The sequence below is a fragment of the Mesorhizobium sp. LNJC391B00 genome, from assembly GCF_000502535.1.
GTDB lineage: Bacteria > Pseudomonadota > Alphaproteobacteria > Rhizobiales > Rhizobiaceae > Mesorhizobium.
In genome coordinates this window covers 1-15,283 of record NZ_AYWI01000011.1, presented here as the reverse complement: position 1 = coordinate 15,283, position 15,283 = coordinate 1, and the positions used below count along the sequence as shown (strand labels likewise).

Here is a 15,283-nt window from a genome sequence, read left to right as displayed (position 1 = left end):
TGCTCCAACAAGAGATAACTCGCTGCGATGGTTGCTGAAGGTCGTCAGCGCATCGACAAGTGGCTGTTCTTTTCGCGCGCGATAAAATCGCGCTCGCTGGCGGCCAAGCTGGTCGTCGCCGGACGCGTCCGCATCAACAGCGACAAAGCAGCGCAGGCCTCCGATCTGGTCAAGCCTGGCGACGTTTTGACCATTACGCACGAGCGCCGCATCTTCGTTTGGAAGGTGCTTGGCACCGGCGTGCGGCGCGGTCCGGCCGAGGAAGCGCGCACGCTCTACGAGGACATGTCCCCGCCGCCGGTCCCAAAAGGCGAGGCTGTTGCCGATGCCATTCCGGCGCTGCGCGACGCCGGCAGCGGCCGGCCGACCAAGAAAGAGCGCAGGCAAACCGACCGGCTGTTCGGCGAAGACTGAAGCCTTGGCTGTCTGCGCCATGCCGGCGGTCTGGAATTTCATTCCGGACACGCGGGCCCCGCCTGCAATGGCTGCCCTTGCAAGCGGCAGGCAAAGGCGTTACCTCACCAAAAAAGCCGCCGCATCGGCCCGAAAATCGGAAATCGATTTTTCGGAAGGCACGATGCGCAGATTCAAAGTGTCAGAGCGTACTTTATGCGTCCAAGTGGACGCACGTCGCTCTAGCAAGAACGGGACGTCCCGGAGCCGACCAATGACCTATGTCGTGACCGACAACTGCATCAAATGCAAGTACATGGACTGCATCGAGGTCTGTCCGGTCGACTGCTTCTACGAGGGCGAGAACATGCTTGTCATACATCCCGACGAGTGCATCGACTGCGGCGTCTGCGAACCCGAATGCCCGGCCGATGCAATCAAGCCCGACACCGAGCCGGGCCTCGACAAATGGCTGCAGGTCAACACCGAATACGCCGAGAAATGGCCCAACATCACCGCCAAGAAGGAGCCTCCGGCAGATGCCAAGAGCTTCGACGGCGAGGCCGGAAAGTTCGAGAAATATTTCTCCGCTGAGCCCGGCGAAGGCGACTGAGCGCATGACCCTGGAATCGGAATCGATTTCGGAAAGGGTGATGCGCAAAGCAAAAAAGTGCGGCCTATTGGATCGTCATAACGCTGCGTAACGCGCATCATACATTAACTGCCTTGACAGGCGGCGATGGCGCTCCACCTTCGCGTTTGCAGCAAAACCTTGATTCTTCCGACTTTTTGTGCTACACCCGTTGAAACATGCCGGTGACACAACGTCGATTTATGGCGCAAGCGCCCAAAATCACTGAAAGGTGAAATCCCCAATCGGACCAGAGCGATCTGGGCCAGGCAGTCGCTATGTATGCGGTTTGCCGGCTCCGGCTTTTCCGATGGGTTCATCTGTTGTGCGGCTAACGATCGGTGTCCCCGGTCGCATGCGTTCGGACCGGCAGGCCGCCGGTGCCACAACAAGGAGTTCAGGGCGTAATGGCAACGATCACCCCGCAGAAGAAGTCCACCTCGGCACGCCACGGTTTCAAGACCGGCGAGTACATCGTCTATCCGGCACACGGCGTCGGCCAGATCGTCTCGATCGACGAGCAGGAAGTTGCGGGCCACAAGCTGGAACTGTTCGTCATCGACTTCCAGAAGGACAAGATGCGCCTGAAGGTTCCGGTCGCCAAGGCGACCTCCATCGGCATGCGCAAGCTGTCGGAAGAGGATTATGTCGAGCGCGCGCTGAAGGTCGTCCAGGGCCGCGCCCGCGTCAAGCGCACCATGTGGTCGCGCCGTGCGCAGGAATATGATGCCAAGATCAATTCGGGCGACCTGATCTCGATCTCGGAAGTCGTGCGCGACCTCTACCGTGCCGACAACCAGCCGGAACAGTCCTATTCCGAGCGTCAGCTCTATGAGGCGGCACTCGACCGCATGGCGCGCGAGATCGCGGCAGTCAACCGCATGTCGGAAACCGAAGCCGTGCGCCTGATCGAGGTCAACCTCAACAAGGGCCCGAAGCGCGGCGCCAAGGCCGACAATGAGGAAGCCGAGCAGGAAGAAGCTGCCTGATCGCTTTCACCGTCGAATTCATGAAAAACCCGGCCTTGTGCCGGGTTTTTGTTTTTACCCCCTTGTGGGGTTCCAAGGACGGGCGAGACCCGTGGCTCGCCCAGGCAGGGTCGCTGCGAAGCAGCGAGGATGGGGGACGGCACCAGACCCGACCCGGACCTTCCGTCCGACCTCCCCACAAGGGGGAGGTAGAAGGCTCAGCCGCCGGCTTCCTTCTCCGCCTCCTGCTTCAGCGTCGCAATAAAACGCTTCGTCCGTTCACGCTCCGGGTTGGAGAACACCACGGTGGACGGCCCCTTCTCGACGATGACGCCGGCGTCGAGGAACACCACTTCCTGCGCAATCTTGGAGGCAAGGCGAAGGTCGTGCGTGGCCATCACCATGGTCGTGCCTTCGCTGGCGAGCTTTCCCAGCACGTCGACCACTTCCTGCGCCAGTTCCGGATCGAGCGCCGAGGTCGGCTCGTCGCAAAGCAGCACTTTCGGCGACGGCGCCAGGGCGCGGGCGATGGCCACACGCTGCTGCTGGCCGCCCGACAGCGTTGCCGGCCAATCGTCCGCCTTGTGCGCCATGCCGACCTTCTCGAGCAGCGCCAATGCCCGCTCGCGCGCCTTTGCCGTCGGCCATTTCAGCACCGTCACCAGGCCTTCCATGACGTTCTCGATCGCGGTGCGATGCGGGAACAGCTGGAAATTCTGGAACACCATGCCGGTCTGCAGCCGCAGGCGCTGGATGTCGCGGCTGGGGATCTTGACGCCGGGACGGAATTCCAGCGTCTCGTCGCCGATGCGCACCATGCCCGAGGTCGGGATCTCCAACAGGTTGATGCAGCGCAGCAGTGTGCTCTTGCCGCCGCCGGAGGGGCCGACAAGCGCGGTGACGCTGCCTTCGGCAATGGTGACCGTCACGCCCTTCAGCACCAGATTGTCGCCGAAGCGCTTTTCGATGTCGGTGAGGCCGATCATGAGCGCGCCTCCAGGAAGCCGCCATAACGGTTGAGCCGCTCCTCCAGCCGCATCTGCAAGGCCGAAAGCACCGAGCTCATCGCCAGATAAAGGATAGCCGCCTCGACATAGAGGATCAGCGGCTCATAGGTGGTGGCGACGATGCGCTGCGCCGCCTGGAACATCTCCGGCACGGTGATGGCGGCGGCCAGCGACGTATCCTTGACCAGCGAGATGAAGGTGTTGGACAGCGGCGGCACGGCGACGCGGCCGGCTTGCGGCAGGATGGTACGCCGCATCGCCTGGCTCCAGGTCATGCCGATCGAATAGGCCGCCTCCCACTGGCCCTTCGGCACCGAGCCGATCACGGCGCGGATAATTTCCGAACTGTAGGCGCCTATGTTGAGGGTGAAGCCAATCAGCGCCGCCGGAAAAGCGTCCAGCAATATGCCGACCGAAGGCAGGCCGTAAAAGATCAGGAACAGCTGCACCAGAAGCGGCGTGCCGCGAAAGATCCAGACATAGAAGCGGACCACGGCAACCAGAGGCTTGGGACCGAACAGCCGCACCAGGGCGACAACCAGGCCGACGAACAGGCCGAGTGCGAACGATAGCAATGTCAGCGGTACGGTGAAGATCAACGCCGCCCACAGCAGTGTCGGCAACGAGTCCAGCATCAGGTGTAGCCAGTGCGGCACGAACGGCTCCTCCTTCACAGACCGCCGCGGTGACGGCAGTGCGATTGTGTGCTTCTCATATCATGCGAAAAACGGCGAGCCGTCAAAGACGGCCCGCCGCTATTGGTCATTGCCGGCAACCGCCGGGAGATGGTCTTTACTGCGAGACATCCTGGCCGAAATAGGTATCGGCGATCCTCTTGTAGGTGCCGTCGGCCTTGATGTCGGCCAGCGCCTTATTGATCGCCGCGACCAGCTCCGGATCACCCTTGCGCACGATGACGCCGGAATAGTCGGCGTTCTCTTCCTGCGCGGCGATCTTCACATTGGCGTCCGGCTTGTGCTTCTTGAAGTCGAGGAAAGACAGGCTGTCATTGATGGTGGCGTCGGCGCGGCCGGTGAGCAGCAGCTGGATCGACTGGTCGAAGCCGTCGGTGCCGACGAGTTCGGCGCCGTTGGTCTCGGCGAGCTTGCCGAAATTCGATGTCAACGACTGTGCCGACTTCTTGCCCTTGAGGTCGGCGAAGGTCTTGATGTCGGTGTTGTCGCCGCGCACGATCAGCACGGCCTTGGAGGCGATGTAAGGATCGGAGAAATCGTACTTGGCCTTGCGCGCGTCGGTGATGCCGACCTCGTTGATCACGGCGTCGTAGCGGTTGGCGTCGAGGCCGGCGATCAGCCCGTCCCATTTGCCTTCGAGGAACTCGACCTTGACGCCGAGCTTGTCGCCGATCGCCTTGGCGATCTCGACGTCGAAGCCGACCAGCGCGCCGGAAGCATCATGATAGGTGAAGGGCGCATAGGTGCCTTCGGTGCCGACTTTGAGGGTGCCGGCCTGCTTGATCTGGTCGAGATTGGCGCCGGCATGGCCTGATGTAACAGCCAGAACCTGAAGCGTTCCGGCGACGATGAGCGAATTGAGCCATTTCATTTCTATGTGATCCCGTCCTTGGCCGGTGTCCGGCGCTTGTGAGAGCCGGAAACTGACAGATACAGCGCAGCAAAATAAGGAACCAGATTTCAAAAAAACGGCGATCCAGAAATCAGATTCTCAAAGCAGCTCGGATCGGTGCCAATAGTCCCGATCTGCGGTGTCGATGCGCCCTGTCGGACCGCACAAAACAACCGCCATCGGCGGCGGAACCAATCCCCGGTGTGGCACGTTCATGGCTTGTTGTAGGGCGCCGCGTTTCCATTTCAAGAACCCTTGGCTGCGCTAGGCCCGAAGCAATTCCAGGAAAGTGGGAAAGCGGTTTCCTTCGGAATTGCGTCAAACAGAGATAACGGCCGCCAGGCCGTCCGAAAATGTCCGGGAGCAGGAGCGCGGCATGATCGAAGACACGGCAGGACGGACCATGGTCCGCACGGCAATGAAAGCCCCCTACCTCGAGCGCGATGAGGAACATGTTCTCGCCTTGCGCTGGAAGGAAGACCAGGATCAGCAGGCGCTGCATCAGATTACCGTCGCCCATATGCGGCTGGTCATCTCCATGGCTTCGAAATTCCGACATTACGGCCTGCCGCTCGGCGATCTGGTCCAGGAGGGCCATGTCGGGCTGCTGGAAGCAGCCGCGCGTTTCGAGCCGGAGCGCGAGGTGCGCTTCTCGACCTATGCGACATGGTGGATCCGCGCTTCGATGCAGGACTACATCCTGCGCAACTGGTCGATCGTTCGCGGCGGCACCTCTTCGGCGCAAAAGGCGCTGTTCTTCAACCTGCGGCGCCTGCGCGCCCGTCTTGCCAATGGCGCCGAGCCGATCTCCAACGCCACGCTCTACCGCGAAGTCTCGGTAGCCCTAGGCGTCTCCGAGGCCGATGTCGCGAAGATGGATTCCAGGCTTTCAGCACCTGACTCTTCGCTCAACGCACCGCTCGCCGACGAAGCTGGCACCACCGAGCGGATGGACTTCCTGATTTCGGACGATCCATTGCCTGACGAGGTCGCCGGCGACACCATCGACGTCGAACGGCGCCTGATGTGGCTGAAGACGGCGCTCCGCGCGCTCAATGCCCGCGAACTCAGGATCATCGAGGAGCGCCGGCTGAGCGACGAAGGTGCGACGCTTGAGGCGCTTGGCGAGACGCTCGGCATTTCCAAGGAGCGTGTCCGGCAGATCGAGGCCCGCGCCATGGAAAAGCTCAAGCTCGCGCTGGTGAAGCAGAATCCGGAGTTCATGGCGGCCTGAGATTGCCAGGAACGGGGTACCCCGAGTTATCTCAGAAAAGTTATCTCAGAAAAAAGCACTACGAAGGCTGGGGTTTCTGACGAAGACCGGCGCTATCTGTCCGTGACGATCTTGACCTTGTCGCCGGCCGAAACCGAGGCGCCCGGCGACATCGCGTTGAGCACGCGGAACAGATCGAGCTTGCGGTCGACGCCGACCATCTGCGCCGAAAGTGTGCCCATCGTCTGCCCGGCCTGTACCGTGACGACGCGGATATGCAGCGGCTTCAGTGCCGCCTTCTCGGCGGGGCTGAGCACGCGGAACGAACCGCTGACCGAGCGTGCCACCGGATCGAGTGTCGTGCTGGCCGAGGGGGCCGCTGTCAAAAGCCGGTAGACCTGACCGCCGGCGCGGATCACCGCAATGTCGAACTGCCAGCCATCGGCGCCGGCGTGCGCGGTCGCCGCCTGGTTGCCGTCGATCGTCTCCTGGCGCACACTGGTCTCGTCGAGACCGGCCACCCAGCCGCTTCTGATGTAGTCGGTCAGCGCACGATCCTTGTCGATCGACACACCGTCGAAGCGGATCGCCATGTCGCCGGGACCGGTCGCCGTCACCGCCGCCGCCGAATTGTCGATGATGAAGCCGTCGGGCACCGTGAACGAAACGCCGAGGCCCGGATGCAGGAAGGTCTGGCCGCGCACATAGCCCTCTTCCGGCGTGTCGCCATAGAGCAGGCCGTCTATCCCGGCCAGGAAGGAATCGCGGTCGCGGGTGCCGATGCCCGGCGCGCCGAACTGGCGGGCGTGGCGCTGCGCCAGATCAATTCGCTGCGGCGTGTTGGGGTGCGTGGCCAGGAAGTCGAGGCTGGCGTCGGTGGCGCCGCTGATCGAGCGGAAATCGGTGTAGGCCGACATCGACTGCAGGAAACGCCCGGCGGCATAGGGATCGTAACCCGCCTCGCCGATCGACTTGATGCCGATGGCGTCTGCCTCCAGCTCCTGGTTGCGCGAGAACTGCGCCAGCCTCAGCTTGCCGCGGATCAATGCCTGCTTGGCGGTCGGGCTGTCGCCCAGCACATCGGAGACCACCTTGGTCGCCAGGCCTTCCTCGGCCTCGAGCTGCTGTCGCTGCAGACCGTGATTGGCGGTGACGTGGCCCATCTCATGCGCGATGACGGCGGCGAGTTCGGCCGAATCATTGGCCAGCGCCAGCAGGCCGCGGGTGACGTAGAGATAGCCACCCGGCAGCGCGAAAGCGTTGACGTTGGGCGAATTGAGGATGGTGATGCGATAGGTCTGGGTCGGATTGGCCGACACCACGGTCAGGCTGCCGACAACCTTGGCCACCATGCGCTCGAGCTTGGGATCGGAATATTCGCCGCCATAGGTGGCAAGGATGCGCGGATGCTGTGCCTTCGCCAGTTCGGCAAGCTTGCTGTTGGCGGCGACATTGTCGACCGTGATCGGCTTGTCGGAAGGCTGGAAGCCGGATTCCTGCACTTCGGGAGGCGTGAACATCTGGCAGCTGGCCAGCGCCACGGCAAGGCCGGCCAGCGCGAGGAAGCGCACCAGCGGTCTGCGTTTCAAAGTGTCAGTGCCGGTCGGCAGCACGGCGTTCCTTCAGCTCTCGGCGCATGATTTGGACCGGGGTCCGCGCCAGCGAAAAATCGGTTTCGTTGGCAATCCTGCACACATCAAAAAACCTACAGCGTTTACGCATCCGGCCGGGTGCGGCGCTGTAGGGGCAAATCACGGCTCGTGCCGGACCAGTACTAAGCGGACCTAGCCACATCGACTGGACCATGGCAAGCAAGCGCCACATCACCTGTAGCCGGTTTGGTCGTAAATTATGTCCGCTTCCGGGCAATATCGCGTGATCCGCCCGAACTTGCGCCGATATAGCGCCGAAACGCTTCAGGGCCAGTGCCGTCGAAAAAATCGGCGGCAGGTCCCGTCGCGGCAACCCTGCCATTGTCCAGAAAAACCATCTGCTCGCCGATACGGCGAGCGTCTTCCGGCTGATGCGTGACGAACAGCACCGTCATCGCCCGCTCGGCATGAACGCCGGCCACCAGGTCGAGCATGTCGTCGCGCAGTGCTGGCCCGAGCGAAGCGAACGGCTCGTCGAGCAGCAGCACCGGCCGGTCGCGCACCAGAACGCGGGCGAGCGCCACGCGCTGCCTTTCGCCGCCGGAGAGTTCGCGCGGCAGGCGCATTTCCTTGCCGGCCAGGCCGACGCGGTCAAGCGCCTCGGCGATTGCGGCGCGATCGGCGTCGGTCAGGTTGAGCGATGGCGAGCGGCCGAGCCCGACATTCTTCTCCACCGAGAGATGAGCAAACAGATTGTTTTCCTGGAATACCATCGACACCGGCCGCGCCGAAGGCGGCTTGGCGCCGACATCGGCGGCGCCGATCAGCACGCGACCGGACTCCGGCGTCTCGAAACCAGCCACCAGATTGAGCAAGGTCGATTTGCCCGAACCACTTGCCCCCATGATGGCGGTGATCTTAGATGTATGGAATTCGACATCGAACAGGAATGACGTTTCGCCATAGCTGAACGAGACCTTGTCCAGCCGGACAGTCGTGCCTTTCTCCACAGCGGACGTCACGATCTCTCTCCCCGTCCCAGCCAGTCTGCCGCGACCACCAATGCAAGGCAGACCGCCCCGAGCAGCAAAGCCAGCCCGGCAGCATCGGCCGTGCGATAGCTGCCCATGCGCGCCAGCAGGAGATAGGGCAAGGTCTGCACCGAATCGCTGCCGAACAGCGCGATGACGCCGAGATCGCCGAGCGACAGCGCCATGGCGAAGGCAAAGCCGGTGGCCAGCGGCCGCCGGAGCGATGGCCAGTCGACCAGAAGCAGCCGGTTCCAGCCCGCAATGCCGAGCTGCGCGCACAGCTTTTCGTGGCGCTCGCTCGCCGCATCATAGGCCGGGCGCATCGCGCGGATGGCAAAGGGCATCGCCATCACCGCATTGACGGTGACGACCATGACCGGAGCGATGGCAAAGACATCGCTGACCGTGCGCAGCAGGAGAAACCAGCCGGCGCCGATGACAATGGGCGGCACGACGAGGACGAAGCCGGCGCCGGTGTCGGTGGCATGTTCGAGCAATGAACGGGCACTGGACCGGCGGCGCAGCGACAGTGCCCGCCGAGCCATGATCAGCGACAGCGACAGCGCCACCGAAAGTAGCGCCGCCGAGAGGGCGAGACCGGCGCTGGTCAGGGTCGCCTGACGCACGGCACTCTCGCCCGCCAGCCGGCCGAGATCGGCGTCGAGGCCGGACGCGACGGTGGCCGCCATTGGTCCGGCGACGAACAGCAAGGCGAGCACGATCAGGACGGCGTTGAACGCTGTTTCTGCTTTGCCGGCCAAGTGATAGCGGCGCGGCGCGACAGGCAAATTGGCGTCGCCGGTCACATTGGCGCCGAGCCGCGTCAGCGCCGGCATGACGGCAAAAGTCAGCGCGATCTGCAGCACCGTCAGCGTCACCGCCCGCGCCGGATCGAAGTCGAAACGCAGTGCCTGATAGATGGCGACTTCCAGCGTCGTCGCCGCCGGCCCGCCGCCGAGGATCAGGACGATGGTGAAGGAGGTGATGCAAAGCATGAAGACAAGCCCCGCGACGCCCGGCAGCGCGGCGCGCAGCACCGGCCACTCGATCAGCCGGAAGGCTGGCCTCGCCCCCATGCCGAGCTGGCTCGCCAGCCGCCATTGATCGGCCGGCACCGTGCCCAGCGCTTCGAGGAACAGCCGGGTGGCCAGCGGCAGGTTGAAGAAGACGTGGGCGACGAGGATGCCCGGCAGCCCATAGATGTCGGGCCAGCTCTGGCCACCGATCGCGGCGAAATAACCGGCGCGGCCATAGAGCGCCAGTATGCCCAGCGCTGCGACAATCGCCGGCAAGGCAAGGGGCACAGTAAACAGCTGCAGGATGAAGCCGCGTCCGAAGAAGCGCGGATGCCGCGACAGCGCGCGGGCGACGAACAGCGCCGGTACGACGGAAAGCAGCATCGAGAGCGCAGCCTGCCAGAGCGTGAAGCGGACAACGCGCAGGAGATAGAGGTCAAAGGCGGACGCGGCGCCGGAAAGGTCGTGCGCGCCTTCGCGGATAAGGCCGGCGAAGGCGCCACCGATCAGCAGCGCGATTGCCGCAAGCGCGACAATGCCGGCCGTGATGCGGGGGTCAGAGCGTTGCACTCTTTACCGGGCGTCGCGTTCCTTCGCGCCCCCCTCTGTCCTGCCGGACATCTCCCCCACAAGGGGGGAGACCAGCTATTTCCGCGCCCCGCTTATTCCTGCAACCTTGGCGACTGGCGAAATCGCCGACGATAGCCAATCTCCCCCCTCGTGGGGGAGATGTCCGGCAGGACAGAGGGGGGCGCCGTAGGGCACTCATCTTTCGATCATACAGCCAAAGCTACTTGCTCATCACCGCCAGCCATTCATCCACCCAGGCCTTGCGATTTGCCGCGACCTCTTCCGGGCTGAACAGCAAGGTCTTCGCCGGCTTGACCAGCCTATCAAAAGCCGGATTGAGCGGCTTGTCGGTTTTCCCGGCCGGGAACATCCAGTTGGTCTCCGGAATGACATCCTGGAATTTCGGCCCGGTCATGAAGGCCAGGAACTTCGCCGCCAGCGGGCTCTTCGCGCCCGTGGTGGTGATGCCGGCGACCTCGACCTGCAGATACTCGCCCTCCTCGAACGACGCCGCCTGGAAGCGCCCGGTGTTCTCGGCCACCATGTGGTAGGCCGGCGACGTCGTATAGGAAAGCACCATCGGCGCCTCGCCCTTGGTGAACAGGCCATAGGCCTCGCTCCAGCCAGGCGTCACCGTCAGCACTTTGCCCTTGAGTTTCGCCCAGGCTTCCGGCGCCTTGTCGCCATAGACCGACTTGACCCACAGCAGCAGGCCGAGGCCCGGCGTCGACGTCCTCGGATCCTGGATGACGATCTTGTCGGCGGCATCGCCCTCGACCAGTTCCTTCAGGCTCTTCGGCGGGCTCTTCAGCTTTTCGGTGTCGTAGACGACGGCGAAATAACCATAATCATAGGGCACGAAAGTGTCGTCGCTCCAGCCGCCCGGCACGTTGTTTTCAGCCACCGCGCCATGTCGGACAAACAGGCCGGAAGCCTTGGCTTCCGCGGTGAGGTTGGTGTCGAGGCCAAGCACGATATCTGCTTTGGTCGAGGCACCTTCGAGCTTGACGCGGTTGAGCAGCGCGACGCCGTCGGCGACCGAGACGAAGTCGACGCTGCAGCCGCACTCGGCCTCGAATTCCTTCTTCACCTGGGGGCCTGGACCCCAGTCGGCAGTGAAACTCTCATAGGTATAGATCGTGAGTTTTTCCTGCGCGCACGCAGGGCTTGCCAGTAGCGAAACAGCAAGCCCCAGCGCTGGGACAAGACGGGACAAAAAAATGCGCATCGGCGCCTCCTTCATTCGTGTTGAAAGGAATTGAGGCGTCGGGCTGTCCGAAGCGTCTAATCCCTCCGCCGGTACAAACCGGATCAGGTTCAGCGGGTTGGCGAGACTGCCTCTCAGCCGGTCCGCGAAGATCGCGTCCGGCACCCCGTTAGAGCGTTTCGACACATAGGCCCGGCCAAGGTGCCACGCAAGCGGAAGTTTGCCCGAGCATGATCCCGGAAAGTGGAATCCGTTTCCGGAAAAAGATCATGCTCCAACAAAGAGTGACGGTGCCGCTCGGCCTTCCGTTTCGTCGGCGGGGCTGGTAAGGGCCAGCGGATATGAGCACATTCACCATCCTGCTTGGCGGCGATCTCGTCCGCACGCCGCGGCTCGACCGCCAGGTCGCGGGCACGCGCGTCATCGCCGCCGACGCCGGCATCGGTCATTGCCGCCTGATCGGCCTGATGCCGGAGCTGTGGGTCGGCGATTTCGATTCTGTGCCGGCGGACCTGCCTGCCGATCTCGCCGCCGTGCCGCGGGAGGTGTTTCCTCCCGAAAAGGACAAGACCGATGGCGAACTGGCGATCGCGGCGGCATTGGAACGCGGCGCCACCAGCCTGGTGCTGGCCGGCGCTTTCGGCGGCAAGCGCGCCGACCACGCCTTCCTGCATCTGGCGCTCAGCCTTCAACTGGCAGAGACAGGCACAAAAGTGCTGTTGACCAGCGGAGCGCAGGAAGGCGCCCCTTTGCTGCCCGGCAAGGCCGGCTTCGACTATGCCGACGGAACGCTGTTTTCGGTGCTCGGCTTTTCCGATCTTTCGGGCCTCACCGTGTCCGGCGCGAAGTGGCCGCTCGACCATGTCGAGGTCGTGTTCGGCTCGTCGCTGACCATCTCGAACGAGGTCAAGTCCAACAAGACCGGGGGCGGCCTCGAAATTGAGCTCGGCCATGGCCGCGCGCTGCTGCTCGCCCACCCCTACCCCTTGCCTGAAAGCTGACATGGCCCCGCCCCTTCTCAACCTCGACGGCATAAGACTGACCTTTGGCGGCACGCCGCTGCTCGATGGCGCCGAACTGACGGCGTCCGCCGGTGACAAGATCGCGCTCGTCGGCCGCAACGGCTCCGGCAAGTCGACGCTCCTGAAGATTGCCGCCGGTCTGATCGAGCCGCAAGACGGCGAGGTCTTCCGCCAGCCTTCGGCAACGGTGCGCTATCTCCCGCAAATGCCCGACATGGACGGCTTTGCCAATGTGCGTGCCTATGTCGAGGCCGGGCTTGGGCCTGCCGACGATCCCTACCGCGCCACATATCTGATGGAGCATCTCGGCCTCGCCGGCACGGAGAACCCCAACGATCTCTCCGGTGGCGAGGCGCGCCGCGCAGCACTTGCCCGCGTCATGGCGCCCGAACCCGATATTCTGCTGCTTGACGAGCCGACCAACCATCTCGATTTGTCGATCATCGAATGGCTGGAAGAGGAGCTCGTCCGGACGTCTTCGGCGCTGATCGTCATCTCGCACGACCGTCGCTTCCTCGAACGCGTCTCGCGCGCCACTGTCTGGCTCGACCGTGGCCAGACCCGCCGCCTCGACAAGGGCTTTGGCCATTTCGAGGAATGGCGCGACCTTGTGCTGGAAGAGGAAGAGCGCGAACAGCACAAGCTCGGCCGCCAGATCGTGCGCGAGGAGCATTGGCTGCGCTATGGCGTGACGGCTCGCCGCAAGCGCAACATGCGCCGCCTGGGCGAACTGCAGACCATGCGCCAGCGTTTTCGCGGCCATCGCGGCGCCGAGGGCTCGGCCACCATGGTGGCCAGCGACGCCGCCGAATCCGGCAAGCTGGTGATCGAGGCCAAGAACATCGAGAAGAGTTTTGGCGACCTGACCGTGGTCAAGGGCTTCTCGACCCGCATCCAGCGCGGCGATCGCGTCGGCCTTGTCGGGCCGAACGGCGCCGGCAAGACGACGCTGTTGAAGATGCTTACCGGCGAGATGAAGCCCGATGCCGGCTCGGTGCGGCTCGGCACCAATCTGGAAATCGCCAGGCTCGACCAGGAGCGCGAGGCGGTCGATCCGGCCGAGACCCTGGCGCAGTATCTCACGGACGGGCGCGGCGAAAACCTCGTCATCAATGGCGAGCAGCGCCATGTCGTGTCCTACATGAAGGATTTCCTGTTCAAGCCGGAACAGGCGCGCACCCCGGTGCGCGAGCTGTCCGGCGGCGAACGGGCGCGGCTGCTCCTGGCGCGTGTTCTGGCGCGGCCGGCCAACCTTCTGGTGCTCGACGAGCCGACCAACGATCTCGACATGGAGACGCTGGAACTGTTGCAGGAACTTGTCGCCGGCTTTGCCGGCACGGTCATCCTGGTCAGCCACGACCGCGACTTCCTCGACCGCACCGTCACCAGCATCATCGCCCCGGACGGAGGCGGCCGCTGGATCGAATATGCCGGTGGCTATTCCGACATGCTGGCGCAGCGCGGCGGCACCCGGCTCGACGACCGCAAGGCGCGCGCCAAGGCCGAAGCCAGCGATGCGCCGGCGCCGGGCAAGAGCGAGCCGGCAGCGCCAAAAGGGCCGTCGAAGAAACTGTCGTTCAAGCAGAAATTCGCCCTGGAATCGCTGCCCAAGAAGATCGAGGCGGTAATGGCCTCGATCTCGCGTTTGGAAAACAACATCGCCGATCCCGCCTATTACGAGCGCGACCCGACCTCGTTCCAAAAGACCATCGCCGCCCTCGACAAGGAACGCGCCACGCTGGCCGCACTCGAGGAAGAGTGGCTGGAACTGGAAATGCTGCGTGAGGCGATGGAGGGGTAGCATTGCCTGCGGTCTTTTATGCGCGTATATTGTGCGCATGAAAGGAGGCATCTCCGTGCTTCAATCGACGCCAAAAACTCAGCGGACCTCTGTCAACACGTCCATTGACTCTCAGTTGATCAAGGACGCCAAAGCGTTGGGCATCAACATCTCCCGCGCTGCCGAAGCAGGGATCGCGAAAGCGATTGCGGCGGAGAAAACGCGTCGATGGCAAGAAGAAAACAGGGAAGCCATCGAAAGCTCCAACGAATATGTCCGAAAGAACGGACTGCCATTGGCTAAACACCGGCCGTTCTGATGGCGCGTTACGATTTCTATCGGAGTACCGAGAGCGACGGTTATCTTCTCGACGTGCAGTCAGATATGCTTGAAGGGCTGAGCACGAGGGTGGTCGTTCCTTTGATGCCGCCCGAGATTGCCCCGCTTCCTGGCCGCCGCCTGAACCCGACCTTCGCTATAAACGGCAAAGATCTTGTGATGGTCACACAGTTTGTGTCGGCCTTCAGCGCGTCCGAATTGCGGATGCCAGAGGGAAACCTTTCTAGACATCACGACGACATCGTCGCCGCGCTCGACATGCTGTTCCAGGGCTTCTGAGCGAAGGCAGCCGCCACTGCCGCCCGTCAACCTGCCGTCTTGGCCTGCCAGGCCTTCAGCGCCTCGTCGAACACCTTCTCGCCCGGAATGCCCTTTTCCATGGTCAGCAGCGCCCGGCGTCCGGTCTTGTAGACCACCGGCACGTCGATCCAGTCCTGGCCTCGAAGCAAGGTCATGTTGGCGTCCTCGTCGGCCTTGGTGTCGTTGAGCGCCACCAGGAAGAAGCCGTCGGCGATCTTGGCCGGAATCCCGATCAGCGGGCTGCCGGCATCCTGTTCCGAACTCTTCATGGCGACGCGCAGGATGTTGTCGACGCCACCGCCGTCAAAGCCCTCGGGCGTCAGGAAGATCATCTCGATGATGTGGCTGGCCGGCAGCGTCTGGTCGGTATTGCGGCGGATGGTCATGCGCAGCTGGATGTCCTTGCCGGGAATGGTCGCCTCGGCGCGGATCGCCGGCTCGGGCGGCAGGTCGCCGCCGGGCGATTCCTGCACCAGCGACCAGACGATGCTGCCGGGTTCGGCCGAACCTTGCGCGGTCGAGGTGCGTTCCTCGTAGAAGATCGCCTTCTGGCCGACCGCAACGGTCGGCGCGGGAGCGGCGGCCGCCGGCGCAGCGGGCGGCGTGGCGGCGGCATCAGCCGGTGCT

15 protein-coding genes, 1 pseudogene and 1 riboswitch are annotated in these 15,283 nt (G+C 63.5%); of the genes and pseudogenes, 8 read left to right on the top strand and 8 right to left on the bottom strand.

Features of this window, described 5'->3' with window-relative positions; all coding sequences use genetic code 11:
• Positions 1-27: 27 nt before the first annotated feature.
• From X750_RS141605 to X750_RS141615, 3 genes are all read left to right on the top strand, one after another.
• Positions 28-414 (top strand): RNA-binding S4 domain-containing protein, encoded by a 387-nt coding sequence (locus X750_RS141605; RefSeq protein WP_023748301.1) that lies wholly within the window; start codon positions 28-30, stop codon positions 412-414.
• A gap of 253 nt (positions 415-667) precedes the next feature.
• Positions 668-1,006, top strand: a complete 339-nt coding sequence (gene fdxA / locus X750_RS141610; RefSeq protein ID WP_013529180.1) for a ferredoxin FdxA — start codon at positions 668-670, stop codon at positions 1,004-1,006.
• A gap of 425 nt (positions 1,007-1,431) precedes the next feature.
• Positions 1,432-2,013 (top strand): CarD family transcriptional regulator, encoded by a 582-nt coding sequence (locus X750_RS141615; protein ID WP_023673664.1) that lies wholly within the window; start codon positions 1,432-1,434, stop codon positions 2,011-2,013.
• 197 nt (positions 2,014-2,210) lie between these two features.
• On the opposite strand, the gene X750_RS141620 is transcribed toward X750_RS141615, so the two are convergent.
• From X750_RS141620 to X750_RS141630, 3 genes are all read right to left on the bottom strand, one after another.
• Positions 2,211-2,978 (bottom strand): amino acid ABC transporter ATP-binding protein, encoded by a 768-nt coding sequence (locus X750_RS141620; RefSeq protein WP_023748300.1) that lies wholly within the window; start codon positions 2,976-2,978, stop codon positions 2,211-2,213.
• Entirely contained in the window at positions 2,975-3,655 is a 681-nt protein-coding gene (locus X750_RS141625; RefSeq protein WP_023748299.1) for an amino acid ABC transporter permease, read from the bottom strand. Before X750_RS141625 ends, X750_RS141620 begins: the two co-directional genes overlap by 4 nt.
• Before the next feature lie 136 nt (positions 3,656-3,791).
• Positions 3,792-4,565 (bottom strand): amino acid ABC transporter substrate-binding protein, encoded by a 774-nt coding sequence (locus X750_RS141630; RefSeq protein WP_023707253.1) that lies wholly within the window; start codon positions 4,563-4,565, stop codon positions 3,792-3,794.
• 397 nt (positions 4,566-4,962) lie between these two features.
• On the opposite strand from X750_RS141630, the gene X750_RS141635 reads away from it, so the two are divergent.
• Entirely contained in the window at positions 4,963-5,820 is an 858-nt protein-coding gene (locus X750_RS141635; protein WP_023685806.1) for an RNA polymerase factor sigma-32, read from the top strand.
• 92 nt (positions 5,821-5,912) lie between these two features.
• Here the strand turns inward: X750_RS141635 and X750_RS141640 are convergent, their stop codons facing one another.
• From X750_RS141640 to thiB, 4 genes are all read right to left on the bottom strand, one after another.
• On the bottom strand, positions 5,913-7,319 hold the full coding sequence (locus tag X750_RS141640; RefSeq protein ID WP_245260137.1) for a M48 family metalloprotease: 1,407 nt from the start codon (positions 7,317-7,319) through the stop codon (positions 5,913-5,915).
• Between the two features lie 329 nt (positions 7,320-7,648).
• Positions 7,649-8,413: a thiamine ABC transporter ATP-binding protein gene (thiQ, locus tag X750_RS141645; protein ID WP_031198630.1), complete on the bottom strand. Its 765-nt coding sequence runs from the start codon at positions 8,411-8,413 to the stop codon at positions 7,649-7,651.
• Positions 8,410-10,008 carry a thiamine/thiamine pyrophosphate ABC transporter permease gene (gene thiP / locus X750_RS141650; RefSeq protein ID WP_023748297.1) on the bottom strand — a complete coding sequence of 533 codons (1,599 nt, stop codon included), beginning with the start codon at positions 10,006-10,008 and terminating at the stop codon, positions 8,410-8,412. Before thiP ends, thiQ begins: the two co-directional genes overlap by 4 nt.
• Positions 10,009-10,228: 220 nt before the next feature.
• Complete coding sequence (thiB, locus tag X750_RS141655; protein WP_023748296.1) at positions 10,229-11,236, bottom strand: thiamine ABC transporter substrate binding subunit; 1,008 nt, start codon at positions 11,234-11,236, stop codon at positions 10,229-10,231.
• 43 nt (positions 11,237-11,279) lie between these two features.
• A riboswitch (TPP riboswitch) is annotated at positions 11,280-11,394 on the bottom strand.
• Between the two features lie 162 nt (positions 11,395-11,556).
• Between thiB and X750_RS141660 the strand changes: the two genes are divergently transcribed.
• Genes X750_RS141660 through X750_RS141675 form a run of 4 tightly spaced genes read left to right on the top strand, consistent with a single transcriptional unit; the run spans position 11,557 to position 14,635 of the window.
• Complete coding sequence (locus X750_RS141660; protein ID WP_023685802.1) at positions 11,557-12,216, top strand: thiamine diphosphokinase; 660 nt, start codon at positions 11,557-11,559, stop codon at positions 12,214-12,216.
• 1 nt (position 12,217) lies between these two features.
• Complete coding sequence (locus X750_RS141665; RefSeq protein ID WP_023748295.1) at positions 12,218-14,038, top strand: ABC-F family ATP-binding cassette domain-containing protein; 1,821 nt, start codon at positions 12,218-12,220, stop codon at positions 14,036-14,038.
• 55 nt (positions 14,039-14,093) lie between these two features.
• A complete protein-coding gene (locus X750_RS141670) occupies positions 14,094-14,336 on the top strand; it encodes a type II toxin-antitoxin system CcdA family antitoxin (protein ID WP_023693600.1) in 243 nt (80 codons plus the stop codon).
• Entirely contained in the window at positions 14,336-14,635 is a 300-nt protein-coding gene (locus tag X750_RS141675; protein WP_023673676.1) for a CcdB family protein, read from the top strand. Before X750_RS141670 ends, X750_RS141675 begins: the two co-directional genes overlap by 1 nt.
• Before the next feature lie 26 nt (positions 14,636-14,661).
• Here X750_RS141675 and X750_RS141680 read toward each other — a convergent pair.
• Positions 14,662-15,283: pseudogene (locus X750_RS141680) on the bottom strand (hypothetical protein); the annotation flags it as partial.

Bases quoted from the DNA above. Each gene is read 5' to 3' on its own strand.
- X750_RS141605 (WP_023748301.1), top strand. From the start codon at position 28: ATGGTTGCTGAAGGTCGTCAGCGCATCGACAAGTGGCTGTTCTTTTCG.
- X750_RS141675 (WP_023673676.1), top strand. From the start codon at position 14,336: ATGGCGCGTTACGATTTCTATCGGAGTACCGAGAGCGACGGTTATCTT.
- X750_RS141660 (WP_023685802.1), top strand. From the start codon at position 11,557: ATGAGCACATTCACCATCCTGCTTGGCGGCGATCTCGTCCGCACGCCG.
- X750_RS141665 (WP_023748295.1), top strand. From the start codon at position 12,218: ATGGCCCCGCCCCTTCTCAACCTCGACGGCATAAGACTGACCTTTGGC.
- X750_RS141640 (WP_245260137.1), bottom strand. From the start codon at position 7,319: ATGTTCACGCCTCCCGAAGTGCAGGAATCCGGCTTCCAGCCTTCCGAC.
- X750_RS141620 (WP_023748300.1), bottom strand. From the start codon at position 2,978: ATGATCGGCCTCACCGACATCGAAAAGCGCTTCGGCGACAATCTGGTG.
- X750_RS141635 (WP_023685806.1), top strand. From the start codon at position 4,963: ATGATCGAAGACACGGCAGGACGGACCATGGTCCGCACGGCAATGAAA.
- X750_RS141615 (WP_023673664.1), top strand. From the start codon at position 1,432: ATGGCAACGATCACCCCGCAGAAGAAGTCCACCTCGGCACGCCACGGT.
- fdxA (WP_013529180.1), top strand. From the start codon at position 668: ATGACCTATGTCGTGACCGACAACTGCATCAAATGCAAGTACATGGAC.
- thiB (WP_023748296.1), bottom strand. From the start codon at position 11,236: ATGCGCATTTTTTTGTCCCGTCTTGTCCCAGCGCTGGGGCTTGCTGTT.
- X750_RS141630 (WP_023707253.1), bottom strand. From the start codon at position 4,565: ATGAAATGGCTCAATTCGCTCATCGTCGCCGGAACGCTTCAGGTTCTG.